This window comes from Xanthobacter aminoxidans, assembly GCF_023571765.1.
Lineage (GTDB): Bacteria > Pseudomonadota > Alphaproteobacteria > Rhizobiales > Xanthobacteraceae > Xanthobacter > Xanthobacter aminoxidans.
Window position 1 is genome coordinate 115,710 of sequence record NZ_JAMJXC010000007.1, and the last position, 15,387, is coordinate 131,096.

At 68.4% G+C, this 15,387-nt stretch carries 17 protein-coding genes; 10 read left to right on the forward strand and 7 right to left on the reverse strand.

All coding sequences use genetic code 11. The features are described 5' to 3' along the window. Positions 1–37: 37 nt before the first annotated feature. The 3 genes from ilvC to EJ105_RS12960 form a co-directional block, all read right to left on the reverse strand. Positions 38–1,057, reverse strand: a complete 1,020-nt coding sequence (ilvC, locus tag EJ105_RS12950; protein ID WP_250166662.1) for a ketol-acid reductoisomerase — start codon at positions 1,055–1,057, stop codon at positions 38–40. A gap of 162 nt (positions 1,058–1,219) precedes the next feature. Beyond that, complete coding sequence (ilvN, locus tag EJ105_RS12955; RefSeq protein ID WP_029557951.1) at positions 1,220–1,735, reverse strand: acetolactate synthase small subunit; 516 nt, start codon at positions 1,733–1,735, stop codon at positions 1,220–1,222. A gap of 187 nt (positions 1,736–1,922) precedes the next feature. Then, positions 1,923–3,683, reverse strand: coding sequence for an acetolactate synthase 3 large subunit (locus EJ105_RS12960; protein ID WP_029557950.1), 1,761 nt, complete (start codon positions 3,681–3,683; stop codon positions 1,923–1,925). A 427-nt stretch (positions 3,684–4,110) separates the two neighbouring features. On the opposite strand from EJ105_RS12960, the gene EJ105_RS12965 reads away from it, so the two are divergent. The 7 genes from EJ105_RS12965 to lpxK all read left to right on the forward strand — a co-directional run bounded on the left by EJ105_RS12965 (position 4,111) and on the right by lpxK (position 9,828). Further along, the gene (locus EJ105_RS12965) at positions 4,111–4,593 is read left to right on the forward strand and encodes a hypothetical protein (RefSeq protein WP_250166663.1); all 483 of its coding nucleotides are present in this window, start codon (positions 4,111–4,113) and stop codon (positions 4,591–4,593) included. A 10-nt stretch (positions 4,594–4,603) separates the two neighbouring features. Further along, complete coding sequence (ubiA, locus tag EJ105_RS12970) at positions 4,604–5,569, forward strand: 4-hydroxybenzoate octaprenyltransferase (RefSeq protein WP_029557948.1); 966 nt, start codon at positions 4,604–4,606, stop codon at positions 5,567–5,569. An 84-nt stretch (positions 5,570–5,653) separates the two neighbouring features. Next, positions 5,654–6,505, forward strand: a complete 852-nt coding sequence (locus EJ105_RS12975; RefSeq protein ID WP_250166664.1) for a 3'(2'),5'-bisphosphate nucleotidase CysQ — start codon at positions 5,654–5,656, stop codon at positions 6,503–6,505. Continuing rightward, a complete protein-coding gene (locus EJ105_RS12980; protein WP_024279655.1) occupies positions 6,502–6,747 on the forward strand; it encodes a DUF4170 domain-containing protein in 246 nt (81 codons plus the stop codon). The genes EJ105_RS12975 and EJ105_RS12980 overlap by 4 nt, the downstream gene beginning before the upstream one ends. A 60-nt stretch (positions 6,748–6,807) precedes the next feature. After that, a complete protein-coding gene (locus tag EJ105_RS12985) occupies positions 6,808–7,506 on the forward strand; it encodes a lysophospholipid acyltransferase family protein (RefSeq protein WP_029557946.1) in 699 nt (232 codons plus the stop codon). Positions 7,507–7,516: 10 nt separating this feature from the next. Further along, complete coding sequence (locus tag EJ105_RS12990) at positions 7,517–8,812, forward strand: 3-deoxy-D-manno-octulosonic acid transferase (RefSeq protein ID WP_250166665.1); 1,296 nt, start codon at positions 7,517–7,519, stop codon at positions 8,810–8,812. After that, complete coding sequence (gene lpxK / locus EJ105_RS12995; protein ID WP_250166666.1) at positions 8,812–9,828, forward strand: tetraacyldisaccharide 4'-kinase; 1,017 nt, start codon at positions 8,812–8,814, stop codon at positions 9,826–9,828. The genes EJ105_RS12990 and lpxK overlap by 1 nt, the downstream gene beginning before the upstream one ends. Positions 9,829–9,840: 12 nt before the next feature. On the opposite strand, the gene EJ105_RS13000 is transcribed toward lpxK, so the two are convergent. Further along, on the reverse strand, positions 9,841–10,212 hold the full coding sequence (locus EJ105_RS13000) for a DUF423 domain-containing protein (protein WP_250166667.1): 372 nt from the start codon (positions 10,210–10,212) through the stop codon (positions 9,841–9,843). A 299-nt stretch (positions 10,213–10,511) separates the two neighbouring features. Between EJ105_RS13000 and acs the strand changes: the two genes are divergently transcribed. Next, the gene (acs, locus tag EJ105_RS13005; protein WP_250166668.1) at positions 10,512–12,464 is read left to right on the forward strand and encodes an acetate--CoA ligase; all 1,953 of its coding nucleotides are present in this window, start codon (positions 10,512–10,514) and stop codon (positions 12,462–12,464) included. 294 nt (positions 12,465–12,758) lie between these two features. On the opposite strand, the gene EJ105_RS13010 is transcribed toward acs, so the two are convergent. The 3 genes from EJ105_RS13010 to EJ105_RS13020 all read right to left on the reverse strand — a co-directional run bounded on the left by EJ105_RS13010 (position 12,759) and on the right by EJ105_RS13020 (position 14,062). Further along, entirely contained in the window at positions 12,759–13,031 is a 273-nt protein-coding gene (locus EJ105_RS13010) for a hypothetical protein (RefSeq protein ID WP_024279661.1), read from the reverse strand. Positions 13,032–13,136: 105 nt separating this feature from the next. After that, positions 13,137–13,538, reverse strand: a complete 402-nt coding sequence (locus EJ105_RS13015; RefSeq protein WP_250166669.1) for a TIGR02301 family protein — start codon at positions 13,536–13,538, stop codon at positions 13,137–13,139. A 59-nt stretch (positions 13,539–13,597) separates the two neighbouring features. Further along, positions 13,598–14,062: an NUDIX hydrolase gene (locus tag EJ105_RS13020; RefSeq protein ID WP_250166670.1), complete on the reverse strand. Its 465-nt coding sequence runs from the start codon at positions 14,060–14,062 to the stop codon at positions 13,598–13,600. A gap of 196 nt (positions 14,063–14,258) precedes the next feature. Between EJ105_RS13020 and EJ105_RS13025 the strand changes: the two genes are divergently transcribed. Further along, positions 14,259–14,822 carry an HD family hydrolase gene (locus EJ105_RS13025; RefSeq protein ID WP_250166741.1) on the forward strand — a complete coding sequence of 188 codons (564 nt, stop codon included), beginning with the start codon at positions 14,259–14,261 and terminating at the stop codon, positions 14,820–14,822. Next, positions 14,819–15,325 carry a tyrosine phosphatase family protein gene (locus EJ105_RS13030; RefSeq protein ID WP_024279665.1) on the forward strand — a complete coding sequence of 169 codons (507 nt, stop codon included), beginning with the start codon at positions 14,819–14,821 and terminating at the stop codon, positions 15,323–15,325. The genes EJ105_RS13025 and EJ105_RS13030 overlap by 4 nt, the downstream gene beginning before the upstream one ends. Positions 15,326–15,387 lie beyond the last annotated feature (62 nt).

Genomic DNA, 15,387 nt, shown 5'->3' on the forward strand with positions numbered 1-15,387 from the left:
CCTTCGCCGCTCCGGGGCCTGCCTCAGCGCGTGAGGATCAGTTCTTGGACTTGTCGACCAGAGCCTTGGCCTTGATCCAGGGCATCATGGCGCGCAGCTTCTCGCCAACTTCCTCGATGGGATGGGCGTTGACGCGGGCGCGGGTGGCCTTGAAGGAGGCCTGGTTGACCTTGTTCTCCAGCATCCAGTCGCGGGTGAACTTGCCGGACTGGATGTCGTTCAGCACGCGCTTCATCTCGGCCTTGGTCTCGGCGGTGATGATGCGGGGGCCGGTGACGTACTCGCCGTATTCGGCGGTGTTGGAGATCGAGTAGTTCATGTTGGCGATGCCGCCCTCATAGATGAGGTCGACGATCAGCTTCACCTCGTGGAGGCACTCGAAATAGGCCATCTCGGGGGCGTAGCCGGCTTCCACCAGCGTCTCGAAGCCGGCGCGGATCAGCTCCACGAGGCCGCCGCAGAGCACCACCTGCTCGCCGAAGAGGTCGGTCTCGCACTCTTCCTTGAAGGTAGTCTCGATGACGCCGGCGCGGCCGCCGCCGATGGCGGAGGCGTAGGAGAGGCCGAGGTCATGGGCGTTGCCCGAGGCGTCCTGGGCGATGGCGATGAGGGTCGGCACGCCGCCGCCGCGCTGGTACTCGGACCGTACGGTGTGGCCGGGGCCCTTGGGGGCGACCATCAGCACGTCGAGGTCCTTGCGGGGCTCGATGAGGTTGAAGTGCACGTTGAGGCCGTGGGCGAACAGCAGCGCCGCGCCGTGCTTCATGTTGTCGGCGAGGCTCTCGCGATAGATGTCACCCTGCAGCTCGTCGGGGGTGAGCATCATCACCACGTCGGCGATCTTGGCGGCTTCGGCGGGCGCCATCACCTTGAAGCCCTCGGCCTCGGCCTTCTTGGCGGAGGCGGAGCCGGGACGCAGGCCGATGATGACATCATTCACGCCCGAGTCGCGCATGTTGAGCGCATGGGCATGGCCCTGGCTGCCATAACCGATGACGGCGACCTTCTTGCCCTTGATCAGGTTCAGGTCGGCGTCGCTGTCGTAATAAACGCGCATCGTGGTCTCCTTATGGGCGTTATCTCGAATTGGGGGATGGCCGCGGCTCCTTTGCACCGGATCGCGGCAAATGGAAACAGGCGTTTCGCCCGGCACCGCTGCCGGTGAACGCCTGTTTCCGATTGGTCACATGGTCAGACCGCGGTCCTCACGTGGCCCATTTCACATGGCCTCCGGGCCGCGGGAGATGGCCACCACGCCGGTGCGCGCCACCTCCACGAGGCCGAGCGGCTCCATCAGCCAGGCGAACTGGTCGATCTTGTCCGACTTGCCGGTGATCTCGAACACGAAGCTCTCGCGGGTCGCATCAATGACGCGGGCGCGGAAGGCCTCGGCGAGCCGCAGCGCCTCGCCACGGGCCTCGCCCACGCCGCGCACCTTCACCATGGCCAGCTCGCGCTCCAGCGCCGAGGCCTCCACGGTCAGGTCGCGCACCCGGTGCACGGGCACGAGGCGGTCGAGCTGGTTCTTGATCTGCTCGATCACCATGGGCGTGCCGGTGGTGACGATGGTGATGCGCGAGAGGTGCCCCTCATGGCTCACCTCCGACACCGTGAGGCTGTCGATGTTGTAGCCGCGGCCGGAGAACAGGCCGATGACGCGCGCCAGCACGCCCGGCTCGTTGTCGACCAGGACGGAGAGGGTATGGCGCTCGATGGGCTCGGAAGAGTTGGGCATGGGTGTCTCGGATGGAATGGCGTGAGGGCGCGGGGGAAGAAGCTCCCTCTCCCCTTGCGGGAGAGGGTCGGGGTGAGGGGTATGGTTCAGCTTGGCCAGCGCCGGGCGTTTCGACCCGGCGGCCTCCCCCCCTCACCCCCAGCCCCTCTCCCGCGAGGGGAGAGGGGAGGAAGCGAAAGGGCCCGCCTCACACCAGCATCTTGCCCTCGTCGGTGATGGCCTCGTCGAGGTCCACGGCCATGTCGCCGAGGATCATCTCGTTATGGGCGCGGCCCGAGGGGATCATGGGGAAGCAGTTTTCCTGCTGGTCCACGATGCAGTCGAAGATCACCGGCCGCTTGATGGCGATCATCTCCTCGATGGCGGCGTCCAGATCAGAGGGCTTGTCGCAGCGGATGCCCACGCCGCCATAGGCGTCGGCGAGCTTCACGAAGTCGGGCAGCGCCTCGGAATAGGAGTGCGAGTAGCGCGCGCCGTGCAGCAGCTCCTGCCACTGGCGCACCATGCCCATGTACTTGTTGTTCAGGATGAAGATCTTCACCGGCAGGTCGAACTGCACGGCGGTCGACATCTCCTGCATGTTCATGAGGATGGAGGCTTCGCCGGCGATGTCGATGCACAGGGCATCGGGGTGCGCCTTCTGCGCGCCGATGGCGGCGGGCAGGCCGTAGCCCATGGTGCCGAGGCCGCCGGAGGTCATCCAGCGGTTCGGCTCCTCGAAGCGGAAGAACTGCGCCGCCCACATCTGGTGCTGGCCCACCTCGGTGGAGATGTAGACGTCCTTGTCCTTGGTGAGATTGTAGAGCCGCTCGATGGCGTATTGCGGCTTGATGATCTCGTCCGACTGCCGATAGGCGAGGCAGTTGCGCCCCCGCCAGCGGTCGATCTGTGTCCACCACGCATCCAGCGCCGCCTTGTCGATGGACAGGTCGCGGGCCTTCCAGGCGGCGAGCATGTCGGCGAGCACGCGGGTGCAGTCGCCGATGATGGGCAGGTCGACCTTGACGTTCTTGTTGATGGACGAGGGGTCGATGTCGATGTGGATCTTCTTGGAGCCCGGCGCGAAGGCGTCGAGGCGGCCGGTGATGCGGTCGTCGAAGCGCGCGCCGATGCAGACCATCACGTCGCAGCCGTGCATGGCCATGTTGGCTTCATAGGTGCCGTGCATGCCCAGCATGCCCAGCCACTGGCGGTTGGCCGCCGGGAAGGCGCCGAGACCCATGAGGGTCGAGGTGACGGGCACGCCGGTGAGGCGCGCCAGCTCGCGCAGGATGCGGCTCGCCTCGGGACCGGAATTGATGACGCCGCCGCCGGTGTAGAAGATGGGCCGCTTCGCCCCGGCCAGCATCTCCACCGCCGCCGCGATCTGCGGCGCCTCGGCGTCGAGCTTCGGACGGTAGGTCTTGTGCTGGATGTTCTCGCGGCCGACATAGGTGCCGGTGGCGAACTGCACGTCCTTCGGAATGTCGACCACCACCGGGCCGGGCCGGCCGTTCTGGGCGACATAGAAGGCCTCATGCAGCACGCGCGCGAGGTCGTTCACGTCCCGCACGAGGTAATTGTGCTTGGTGCAGGGGCGGGTGATGCCGACCGTGTCGCATTCCTGGAAGGCGTCGTTGCCGATGAGGTGGGTCGCCACCTGCCCGGTGATGCAAACGATCGGGATGGAATCCATCAGCGCGTCGGTGAGGCCGGTGACCGCATTGGTGGCGCCGGGGCCGGAGGTGACGAGCACGACGCCGACCTTGCCGGAGGAGCGGGCATAGCCCTCGGCCGAATGCACCGCCGCCTGCTCGTGGCGCACGAGGATGTGCTCGATGTGGTTCTGGTGGAACAGCGCATCGTAGATCGGCAGCACGGCGCCGCCCGGATAGCCGAAGATGTGCTCGACGCCCTGGTCGGCGAAGGCCTGGATCACCATCTCGGCGCCGGTCATCTGCTTGCTCATGGTGCAACTCCCTGCGGGAACCGTCCGGTCCCGGCCGGCGCGCTTCGCCGGACTTTTATCCTTGTCTCCACCCGGCCTGCGGCCCGGCTCGATCCTGAAATTCCGCGCCGGCGCCCCGGCTCAGAAACGACGAAGGGGCCCGAAGGCCCCTCGTCACGCGCCACTTCATTCGTCACAGCCCTCAGGCCGGACGGAAAGTGGCGCACCACCCTACGAGAAGAATAACGATCTTGCGCATGGCCGCGCTGTCCCTTTCAAAAGTTGCGCGAAATTACCCACGCGCAAGGGGTCCGTCAAGCGCCGATGCACTCCGTTAGGGAATGCGTGGTAGCTTTCCGCGCGTTCCGCCGTGATATTGCCCAAAGTTGGGGGTCTGTATATCAAACCTGCGGTCCGAGAGGATCCCGATGAGGAGGGGCTCTGCCTCATGAAGACGTTCACGCTCGCGATTTCGGCCACTCTGGTCGCAACTGCGCTGTCCGCCGGCGTCGCGCTCGCGGATTGCCAGACCGATGTCGCGTCGGTTCGCGGTGAACTGGAGGAGAAGGGCAAGGCCCTGCAGGCGGTGGTGAACAAGAAGGAGAAGGACCCGCAGGTGCTCTGCCCCGCGTTCCGCGCCTTCGCCGCCGCCGAGCAGAAATGGGTGAAGTTCCTCACCGACAACAAGGACTGGTGCCAGATCCCGCAGCAGGCCGTCGATCAGGCCGCCGCCTCCAACAAGAAGACCGTAGACATCCGCAACCGGGTCTGCGAGGCCGCAGCCAACGGCGCGTCCGGCGTGGGCGGGCCGAACAAGCCGCCGCCGCAGGGCTCCATGTCCAGCGCGCTCGGAATCACCACCGGCTACAATATCGATGCGGGGAAGAACACTGGCGTCTTCGGCACCCTCAACGGCAACGCACTGAAGTGAGGTCGCCGGATTGAGTGCCCGCGAAGGGGCTGCCGCCCCGCCGATCGCCGATGCCCCGCGCGGTAACTGGGTGGAGCGCCTGGCCCCTGGCCCGGTGCGGCCATACCTGCGACTCGCGCGGATGGACCGTCCGATCGGGTCGTGGCTCCTGCTCCTGCCCTGCTGGTGGTCCACGGCGCTCGCCGCCATCGCCAATGACGATCCCTATCCCTCGCCCAAGCTGCTGGTGCTGTTCGCCATCGGCGCCGTCGCCATGCGCGGGGCGGGCTGCACCTGGAACGACATCCTCGACCGCAAGATCGACCGGCAGGTGGCGCGCACCCGCGGCCGCCCCGTCGCATCCGGACAGGTGAGCGTTCCCGCCGCCTTCGCGTTTCTGGTTTTTCAGGCCCTGGTCGGCCTCGCGGTGCTGCTCTCGCTGCCGCATTTCGCCATCGTCACCGGCATCGCCTCCCTCGGCGTGGTCGCCGTTTACCCGCTGATGAAGCGCGTGACCTCGGTGCCGCAGCTCATTCTCGGCATCGCCTTCTCCTGGGGCGCGCTGATGGGCTGGGCGAGCGTGATGCGCACCATCGCCGATCCCGCCCTGCTGCTGTTCGCCGGCTCGGTGCTGTGGGTGTTCGCCTACGACACCATCTATGCCCATCAGGACAAGGAGGACGACGCCATCGTCGGCGTGCGGTCCACCGCCCTCCTGTTCGGGCGCAGCACCGGCCTTGCCGTGTCGCTGTGCTATGCGCTGGTGGTGTTCCTGTTCGCCGCGGCGCTCATGTCGGTGCCGGTGGGGCCGTTCGCCTATCTCGGACTGATCGGCTTCGCCATTCACCTGTGGATGCAGGTGCGCCGGCTCGACATCGACGATCCCGAGCGCTGCCTCGCCGTCTTCAAGTCGAATCGCGATGCCGGGCTGATCCTGTTCGTGGGCCTCGCCCTCGACACCCTTCTGCCCAACACCATCCTCCCTCTCCTGCCGTAAGGACACCCTTCGGGGCGGTCCGATTGACGCGGTGCAGCATGAGATGGCTTGCCTCGCGGCGCCCGCGCCCCTATTTGGCAGGCAATGAGCACCGAACCGACGCGCGCCGGCGGCGGGGATCATCCCCGTTTCGCCATCGACGACGCCTTCGCCCGCCGTATGGTCCATACGGTGGCCGAAGCCGGCGAGATGGCGCGTGGCATGTTCGCGGCCGGCGTGAAGACCTGGACCAAGGGCAACAATTCCCCCGTCACCGAGGCCGACATGGCGGTGGACGCCTTCCTGCGTCAGCACCTGACGGCGCTTGATCCCGCCGCCGGCTGGCTGTCCGAGGAATCGGCCGATACGCCCGCACGCCTCTCCGCCTCGCGCCTCTGGGTGGTGGACCCCATCGACGGCACCCGCGCCTTCATGGCGGCCGGCAGCGACTGGGCGGTGTCCGTGGCGCTGGTGGAAGCGGGACGGCCGGTGGCCGCCGCCTTGTTCGCCCCGGCCACCGACGAGATGTTCACCGCCATTGCCGGCGCCGGTGCCTTCCACAATGGCCGCGCCCTCGCCGTCGCCTCCCGCGCGCGGCTGGAAGGAGCCCGGGTCGCCGGCCCGCCGGCCGATCTCGACCGCATCGCCCGCGCCGCCCCCATCGAGCGCCTGCCGCGCATCCGCTCGCTGGCGCTGCGCCTCGCGCGGGTCGCCACCGGCGAGATCGACGTCGCCTTCGCCGGCGGCAATTCCAATGACTGGGATCTGGCCGCCGCCGACCTCGTCGTCACCGAGGCGCAGGGCCGCCTCACCGGCCACGACGGCATGGCGCTGCGCTACAATGCGCCCATTCCCAGCCACGCCCCCCTCGTCTGCGCCGGTGCGCCGCTGCACCAGGCCGCGCTCGAGGCGATGGGCGCACCCGTTTCTTTCAAAGCCGCATTGGATACGCCATGACCGAGACGAAGAAGCAGTTGCCCCACCTGGTTTTCGGCGGGGAGCTCACCGCAATCGACAGCGCCGAGTTCAAGGATCTGAGCAAGCTCGACATCGTCGGCATTTATCCCGACTATGCCAGCGCGACAGCGGCCTGGAAGGCCAAGGCGCAGCAGACGGTGGACAACGCCATGATGCGCTATTTCGTGGTACACCTCCACCGCCTCCTCGATCCGGAAACCGGCAAGGTTCAGGGCGGGTGAAGATCGGGTTCCTCGTCCCTCACCCGGTGCGGGACGCAACAACAGTGGGCAAACCATAAGATGTGGCGGCGACTGAGGACAAACCGCGCCTTCAAGGTGGCAGCGGGAACGACGTTTGCGTCCTATTTCAAGCTGGTGGCGCATACGACCGATTTCGTCGTCGAGCCCCCGGACGTCTTCGACACCATCGACGAGCACCTGCCGGTGATCGTCACCTTCTGGCACGGGCAGCATTTCCTCACCCCGTTCGCCATGAAGCCCCACCACAAGGCCAAGGTGCTGATCTCCCGCCATGCGGATGCGGAGATCAACGCCATCGCCGCCGAGAAGCTGGGCGTCGGAACCATTCGCGGCTCCGGCGCCACGTCCAAGCGTGACTTCCACCGCAAGGGCGCGGTCTCCGCCACCTACCAGATGCTGGACACCCTGGCGGAAGGCATCAATGTGGCGATGACCGCCGACGTGCCCAAGATCGCCCGCAAGGTGGGCATGGGCGTCGTTACCATTGCACGCTACTCGGGACGCCCTATCATCCCCGTCGCCATGGCGACCCATAATCGCATCACATTGAAGAGCTGGGACCGTGCCAGCCTGAACCTGCCGTTCGGGAAGGGTGCCGCCGTCGCCGGTGCGCCGATCTGGGTCGACCGCGACGTGGACGAGGCCGGCCTCCTCGCCGCCCGCGATCAGGTGCAGGCCAGCCTCGAGGACGTGACCCGCCGGGCCGAGGCGCTGGCCGCACGGACCTCTCGTCGATGAAGGCCTCGACATGAAGGGGCGCAAGCTGCCTCTCACCCTCCGGGCCTACCGGCGGGCGAGTTCCGTAGCGGCGCTGCTGGCGCCGGCCTGGCTTTCCTATCGCGTCCGCAAGGGTAAGGAAGACCCGGCGCGCCTCGCCGAGCGGCGCGGCTATGCCAGCACCGAGCGCCCCCCGGGCCCGCTGGTGTGGGTGCATGGCGCCAGCGTCGGCGAAGTCATTTCCGTCCTTCCGCTGATCGAGCGGCTGAGCCAGCGCGGTTTCCGCGTGCTGCTCACCTCCGGCACGCTCACCTCCAGCCGCGTGGCCGAGCGGCGGGCGCCGCCCGGCGTCATCCACCAGTTCGTGCCGCTGGACGCCCGCGCCTTCGTCGCCCGCTTCCTCGACCACTGGTCGCCGGACCTCGTGCTGCTGGCCGAATCCGAACTGTGGCCGAACCTGCTCGCGGAGCTGGGCCGTCGCGGCACGCCCGTCGTGCTGGTCAATGGCCGGCTGTCTGAACGCTCCGCCACCCGCTGGAAAAAGCTCCCCAAGAGCGCGCGGGCGCTGCTCTCCCGCGTGGACCTGTGCCTCGCCCAGAGCGAGGAGGACGGCGCGCGCTTCCGGGCGCTGGGTACGCCGCGGGTGGAAGTCTGCGGCAACCTGAAATTCGACGTGCCGCCCCCCTCCGCCGACACGGCCGAACTCCAGCGGCTCGACAAGGCGCTCGGCAAGCGGCCGATCCTGCTCGCCGCCTCCACCCATGAGGGTGAGGAGGCGCTGATGATCGAGGCGCACGAGATCCTCACCTCCAAGATCCCGGAGCTGGTGACGGTGATCGCCCCGCGCCATCCCGAGCGCGGGCTGGATGTGGCGGCGCTCGCCCAGGCGGCGGACCTCGCCACCCGCCAGCGCAGCCTCGGCGAGGTGCCGGACCGGGAAACCGACATCTATATCGCCGACACCATCGGCGAGCTGGGCCTGTTCTATCGCATGGCGCCGGTGGTCTTCATGGGCGGCTCGCTGGTGGAGCATGGCGGGCAGAACCCCATCGAGCCGGCGAAGCTCGGCGCGGTGGTGCTGCACGGCCCCCATGTCTGGAACTTCGCCAACATCTACGAGCGGCTCGATGCCGACGAAGGCGCGGCGGAAGTCACCGATGCGCTGGGCATCGCCCGCGCCGCCTATGCCCTCATCAAGGACCCGCAGCTGCACGGCGAGATGGCCGATGCGGCCCACGCCGCCGTGACCTCGCTGGGCGGCGCGCTGGACCGCACGCTGGTCGCCATCGAGCCCTATCTCGTCCACATCCGCCTGCAGGCCCGCTGATGCTGCGCGCGCCCGCCTTCTGGTGGCGCGACCGGCCGGGCCTTGCCGCCGCTCTGCTCTCTCCGGTCGCCGCCGTCATCGGCGGCGTGGCGCTGCGCCGGCTCGGGGAGGCCGGCGGCATGGTGGACGTGCCGGTGATCTGCATCGGCAATCCCACGGTCGGCGGCGCGGGCAAGACCCCCACCGCCATCGCCCTCATCGAACGGCTCAAGGCGCGCGGGGCGCAGCCCTTCGCCCTGCTGCGCGGCCATGGCGGCAAGGCCAAGGCCCCCCTTCGGGTCGATCCGGCCTCCCACACCGCGGCGGACGTGGGGGACGAAGCCCTGCTGCTCGCCATTCATGCGCCCACCATCGTCGCCGGCGGGGACCGGCTGGGTGGCGCGCGGCTGGCGGTGAAGGCCGGCGCGAGCCATGTGGTGATGGACGACGGCTTCCAGAACCCCTCCCTCCACAAGGATTGCACGCTGCTGGTGATCGATGCCGGCGTCGGCGTGGGCAACGGCTGCGTCACCCCGTCCGGGCCGCTGCGCGCGCCGCTGGCTCCGCAGATCGAGAAGGCCGATGCGCTGCTGCTGATCGGCGACGGCGCGCCGGGCGAGACGGTGGCCGGGCTGGCGCGCGCGGCGGACCTGGCCGTGCTGCACGGGCACCTCGCGCCGGAGCCCTCGGCCGTCGCGGCGCTAAAGGGCAAGCCCCTCGTCGCCTTCGCCGGCATCGGACGGCCGGAGAAGTTCTTCGCCACGCTGGAGGCGGAAGGGCTCAACGTAGTCGCGCGCCACGCCTTCCCCGACCACCATCCCTACCGGACGGACGAGATCGCCCACCTCGCGGCGGAGGCGCGGCGCCTCGGCGCGCGGCTGGTGACGACGCAGAAGGACTTCGTGCGGATCGGCTTCGCGTTCACGGTCAGCGCGAAGATCGCGAACCTGCCCGTCAGCCTCGCGCTGGACGGGGGCGATCGGCTCGACGCCCTGATCAGCTGGGCCGAGGCCCGCGTCGCCGCCCGCAGGCTGTAAGGCTGGACCGGCTCAGTGCCGCCGGGCGAGCAGCGCGGTCGCCGCCACCATCAGCCAGCCCAGGATCATCAGGCTGCCGCCGAATGGCGCGCTCCCGCCCAGGAGCTTGACGTCCATCAAGGCCCGCGCGGCAAGATCGCCCGAAAAGAGAAGCGTGCCGAGCGCGATGGCGCTGGCCCCCACCTTCAGCAGCACGCCCCCGTGCGTGAGCTGGAGGGCAAGAGCGACCAGCGCCGCCAGCGTCGCGGCGTTGAACAGCAGGAAGTGCGACGCGGTCTCAAGGTTGGTGCCCCCGCCCACATGGGCCGCAGCAGCCGCAGCCGCGACACCGGCCGCACCGAACAGGCCGGCAAGAAGGACGAGAAGACGGGTCCAGAGGTCCATCGGGTGTATCCTGTCGGGCGTTTGCCGGGGCGTTTCCTGGGGCGTTTTTTGCGGGCGCATCGCGGGCGTTTGTCTATACGCCCGGCGGGCGGATCGCGGGAGCCGCGCCGGCTGCGGCATCGCGCGCCGCCACGGCGGTGCGCACCCCGGGGACCAACCAAGGGCTATGAGCCCAAAGTCTTGACCGGCGGTGCCTTGTGAAGCGTCGAGGCGCTCAGCATAATCCGCCCCAACCAAGGCGGGTACCGCCGTGAATGATGGACAGCGGACGAAGCGGTCCGCGCGAGGGAGGCAGAAGAATGTCCGACAAGGTCTATGACGTTCCGTCCCAGTGGGCCCAGAAAGCCTATGTGGACGACGCGCACTACAAGTCCATGTATGCCGCCTCGGTCAACGACCCGAACGCCTTCTGGGGCGAGCACGGCAAAAGGATCGACTGGTTCACGCCCTACACGAAGGTGAAGAACACTTCGTATGACCCGGGCCACGTCTCCATCAAGTGGTTCGAGGACGGCGTGACAAACGTCGCCTACAATTGCGTGGACCGGCACCTCGAGACCCGCGGCGACCAGGTGGCCATCATCTGGGAAGGCGACAGCCCCGACGAGAGCCGCAAGATCACCTATCGTGAGCTGTCCTCCGAGGTGAACAAGCTCGCCAACGTGCTGCGCAACCGCGGCGTGGAGAAGGGCGACCGCGTCACCATCTATCTGCCGATGATCCCCGAGGCGGCGTTCGCCATGCTCGCCTGCGCGCGGCTCGGCGCCATTCACTCCATCGTGTTCGGCGGCTTCTCGCCGGACAGCCTCGGCGGGCGCATCGCCGATTGCGGCTCCAAGGTCGTCATCACCGCCGACGAGGGCCTGCGCGGCGGCCGCAAGGTGCCGCTGAAGGCCAATGTGGACGCGGCCGTGAACCAGATCGACGGCGGCGTGGACCACGTGATCGTGGTGCGCCGCACCGGCGGCAAGGTGGACATGACCCCCGGCCGCGACGTCTATTACGACGAAGCCGCCGCCATGGTGACGGACGAATGCCCGGCCGAGCCGATGAATGCGGAAGATCCGCTGTTCATCCTCTACACCTCCGGCTCCACCGGCAAGCCGAAGGGCGTGCTGCACACCACCGGCGGCTATCTCGTCTATGCGTCCATGACGCATCAGTACGTGTTCGACTATCACCCCGGCGACATCTACTGGTGCACCGCTGACGTGGGCTGGGTGACGGGTCATTCCTACATCGTCTATGGCCCGCTCGCGAACGGCGCCACCACGCTCATGTTCGAGGGCATCCCGAACTATCCGAGCGTGTCCCGCTTCTGGGACGTGATCGACAAGCATCAGGTCTCGATCTTCTACACCGCCCCCACCGCCATCCGCTCGCTGATGCAGGCGGGCGAGGAGCCGGTGAAGCGCACCTCCCGCGCCTCCCTGCGCCTGCTCGGCTCGGTGGGCGAGCCCATCAATCCGGAGGCCTGGGAGTGGTACTACCGCGTGGTCGGCGAGGAGCGCTGCCCCATCGTCGATACGTGGTGGCAGACCGAGACCGGCGGCATCCTCATCACCCCCCTGCCCGGCGCGACGAAGCTCAAGCCCGGCTCGGCCACCCGTCCCTTCTTCGGCGTGCAGCCGGAAGTGGTGGATGCGGCGGGCGGCGTGCTGGAAGGCGCCTGCGAGGGCAACCTCGTGATCGCCGACTCGTGGCCGGGCCAGATGCGCACGGTCTATGGCGACCATGAGCGCTTCGAGCAGACCTACTTCGCGACCTATCCCGGCAAGTACTTCACCGGCGACGGCTGCCGCCGCGACGCGGACGGCTTCTACTGGATCACCGGCCGTGTGGACGACGTCATCAACGTCTCCGGCCACCGCATGGGCACGGCGGAGGTGGAAAGCGCCCTCGTCGCCCATCCGAAGGTGTCCGAGGCCGCCGTGGTCGGCTTCCCGCACGACATCAAGGGCCAGGGCATCTATGCCTATGTCACCCTGATGGACGGCGAGGAGCCCACCGAGGAGCTGCGCAAGGAGCTGGTGGCCTGGGTGCGCCGGGAAATCGGCCCCATCGCCTCGCCCGACCTGATCCAGTTCGCGCCGGGCCTGCCCAAGACCCGCTCGGGCAAGATCATGCGCCGCATCCTGCGCAAGATCGCGGAAGATCAGTTCGACAGCCTCGGCGACACCTCGACGCTGGCCGATCCCGGCGTGGTGGAAGACCTCATCAGCAACCGCCAGAACAAGCGCGACGCGGCCTGAGGGCACGTCTCAGGCGCCCTTCATCGTCTCCGTCATGGCCCGGCGCGTCCGGGCCATCCACCGGGCCGATGGAGCGGTGGGACGGACGAAGATCCAGCCCGGCCGCACCGTGGATCCCCCGGATGAACCGGGGGATGACGGCGGTGAAAGCGAAACCAGGACCAAGCCGGCGTCCCTCGGGGCGCCGGTTTTCTTTTGGCACTGGCGCACAAGAAAAAACCGGACGTTCGCGAGAACGCCCGGCGGGAGGAATGCGACGATCATGGAAGCGGCGAGGGGGGCTCGCCGCGCCGCTCAGTGCGAGCGGCTGACCACGGTGTATTCGCCGGCGGCGACCCGCTCGGCGACGCGCGCCATATATTCGGAGCTGGCGGCCTCGCCATAGGTGGCGACGAGGCTGCGCAGGGCGGTGAAGAGCGCGGCCTGCACCAGGCAGTCCTCGTCCAGCCCTTCGCGCACGGCCTCGACCCACGCATCGTTCAGATAGGTCAAGGCGGCGTGGCGGTCATCGGCGGCCATGTCCGAGATTTCGGGCAGGTCGATGACGGGGTTGGTCAAGGTGGACACGTTTGGCTGCCTCCACGCCGCAGAACCGAACGGCGCACCGGATATCTAGCACTTCACGCTGGGGGATTCAGGCGAGTTCTGACCAAAAGGTTAACACGAAAGGGGTCAATTCCCCCCATACCTCACCACGATTTCGTGAGTGAGGCGCCCGCCCTCGTCGAGCTGGCGATCCACCGCCATGTGCGCCGCCGGCGTGCAGCTGCGATAGACCTCGGCATAGCTAGAATAGCCCCGGTTGAAACTGGCGATGATCTTGGAGCGGCGGGCGTCCGAGGGCTGCTCGGTATCGATGAGCGCCTGCATCTCGTTGCGCCAGCGCTGCGCCTCGGCGGTGACTCCGCACAAGGGCCGCAGGTAATGCAGGGCGCCGAGAATTTCCGCGAGGCGCATCAGGTCGCCGTCATAGGGCGGGGGCGCGCCTTCCGTCGGCCCGGCGGCGCGGGACGCGGCGGGGCCGGCGAGCACGAGGCCGGCAGTCAGGAGAAGGGCGAGCGCGCGCATCATCATGGTTCCGCCGCCACTCCTGCGGCGCGCGGCGCGCGCGGTCAAGGGGGCCAACCGGCGGTTCACATCTCGCCCATCAGGAGCGCGGCCTTGGCCACCACCTCGGCGAGCCCCTCGGTGGTGGTGAGGGCGGCGACCTCGTTGGGCCGGAACCAGCCGACCTCGGCGGCTTCCGCGCCGGGCTTCGGCTCCCCGCCGCGCCAGCGGGCGGCGTGGGCGAGCACCACGAAATGGGCCTTCAGCTCCCCCTCCCGGTTGCGCACGATGATGTCGCGGGCGGCGGCGAGGCCGACGATCTCGGCCTCGACCCCAACCTCTTCCATCAACTCGCGCACGGCGGCCTCGGCCACCGTCTCGCCCGGCTCCACCCGTCCGCCCGGCAGGCTCCACAACCCGGCGCCGGGATTGGCGGCGCGGCGGGCGAGCAGCACGAGGGGGCCGCGGAACACGGCGGCGCTGGCGGCGAGCGTCGGGCGCACCTCCACCCGCGGGGGAACGGCCGTTGCGCTTTCCAGGGTGTCGGACATGAAGGATCTCGGGCGAGGCGATGCAGCCGGAGCCGTGACGGGCGGCTTGTGAGGTTTCGGCCGGAGCTTACCTTTCCCCGATCCGAGGAGCACGCGATTCGTGACTGAGCCAGACGTCCCCGCCCAACCCGTTGCCAAACCCGTTGCAAAGACGACCTCCCGTCGAGCCGGCGCCGCGCCGCGCGCATGGCAGCGCATGCTCTCCGGCCGCCGGCTCGACCTGCTCGACCCCTCCCCCCTCGACGTGGAGATCGAGGACATCGCCCACGGCCTCGCCCGCGTGGCGCGCTGGAACGGCCAGACATCGGGCGCCAACATCTTCTCCGTGGCCCAGCATTCCCTGCTGGTGGAGAAGATTTCCCGCCGCACCCATCCGGACCTGGACGCCCGCTGGCGCCTGTGCGTGCTGCTGCACGACGCACCGGAATACGTCATCGGCGACATGATCTCCCCATTCAAGGCGGTGCTGGGGGGCGACTACAAGACCGTGGAGGCGCGCCTCCTCAATGCCATCTGCGTGCGTTTCTCTCTGCCGGTGGGCTGGCCCGATCAACTTTTGAAGATCGTCAAGGCGGCGGACCGCGCCTCGGCCTATTTCGAGGCGACGCGTCTGGCGGGATTTGCGGAAGAGGAGGCGAAAGCCTTCTTCGGCCGCCCCGCCCGCCTCGACGCTGGGGTGGAAAAGGACTATCTCACCCCATGGGAGGCGGAAACGGCGAAAGCCCGTTTCCTCAAGAGATTCGAGGAGCTTGCGCCATGATCCATGTCTGCTCCCTCGCCAAGCTGCACGATACGGTCGCCACGACCGGCGCGCGGCATGTCATCACCCTCATCAATGGCGGCACGGTGCTGACCCGGCCGAGCAACGTCGACCCCACCAACCACCTCTTCCTCGGCATCAACGACATCGCCGAGGAGATCGAGGGGCTGGTGGCGCCGGGCGAGGCGCACATGCTCGAACTGTTCGAGTTCGTGCGCGCCTGGCCGCGCCAGACGCCGCTGGTGATCCATTGCTATGCCGGCATCTCGCGCTCCACGGCGGCAGCCTATGCCACCCTCTGCGCGCTGTTGCCGGATCGCGACGAGATGGAGCTGGCCCAGCGCCTGCGCCACGCCTCGCCCACCGCGACGCCGAACCCGCGCATCGTGTCGCTCGCCGATGCAGCGTTGCAGCGGGAGGGCCGGATGGTTGCCGCCATTCACTCTATCGGTCGCGGCGCCGATGCCTTCGAGGGCGAGCCCTTCTCCCTGCCGGTAGCCTGAGTGGCGCCGCAGACTGGGCGGGACCGCGCGCGATCTCAGCTCTGCATCGCGCGCGCAGCACC